Here is a 516-nt window from a genome sequence, read left to right as displayed (position 1 = left end):
TTCCACTTGGCCTCAAGTTCCCGCAGCGCGCCCATGACGGTGTAGGCGGCGTCTATGGCGTTGAAGCCCGACGCCATTTCCCGCACGTGGGTCGGTTTGCCGGATACGCGCACCCGGAACCAGATCACCCCCACGTTCGCCCGCACCAGCATGTTCTCTTCCGGCTCCGGGATGATGACGGCATCCGCCGTATATCCGCGCTGCAGCGCAGCCAGCGACCCATTACCCGTGCACTCCTCCTCCACAACGGACTGGAAGTGGATGGTTGAGGCCGGCGTGAGCCCGGCTGCCCGGATCGCGTCGAACGCGAAGAGGTTGGCAGCGAGTCCGGCCTTCATATCACCGGCCCCGCGGCCGTACATCCAGCCGTCCTTCATCGCGGCATCCCAAGGGCTGCGTTCCCACGTCTCCTCAGGGCCGGTGGGCACCACGTCGATATGCCCGTTCAGGATCAGCGAGCGGCCCTTTTCCTCCGGCGGAGTGTAGGTACCCACCACGTTGGTGAGGTCCCCGAAG

General features: G+C 65.5%; 1 protein-coding gene. It reads right to left on the bottom strand.

What is annotated here, in order from left to right; all coding sequences use genetic code 11:
- Positions 1-516 (bottom strand): M20/M25/M40 family metallo-hydrolase (locus CXQ89_RS18070; protein WP_146067320.1); only part of this gene is annotated, 516 nt, incomplete at both ends.

Source organism: Arthrobacter sp. ZGTC212 (assembly GCF_002929255.1).
In the GTDB taxonomy this organism is placed as follows: Bacteria; Actinomycetota; Actinomycetes; order Actinomycetales; family Micrococcaceae; genus Arthrobacter_B; species Arthrobacter_B sunyaminii.
Note: the sequence above shows the minus strand (reverse complement) of the source record. Positions and strands in the feature narration are given on the sequence as shown.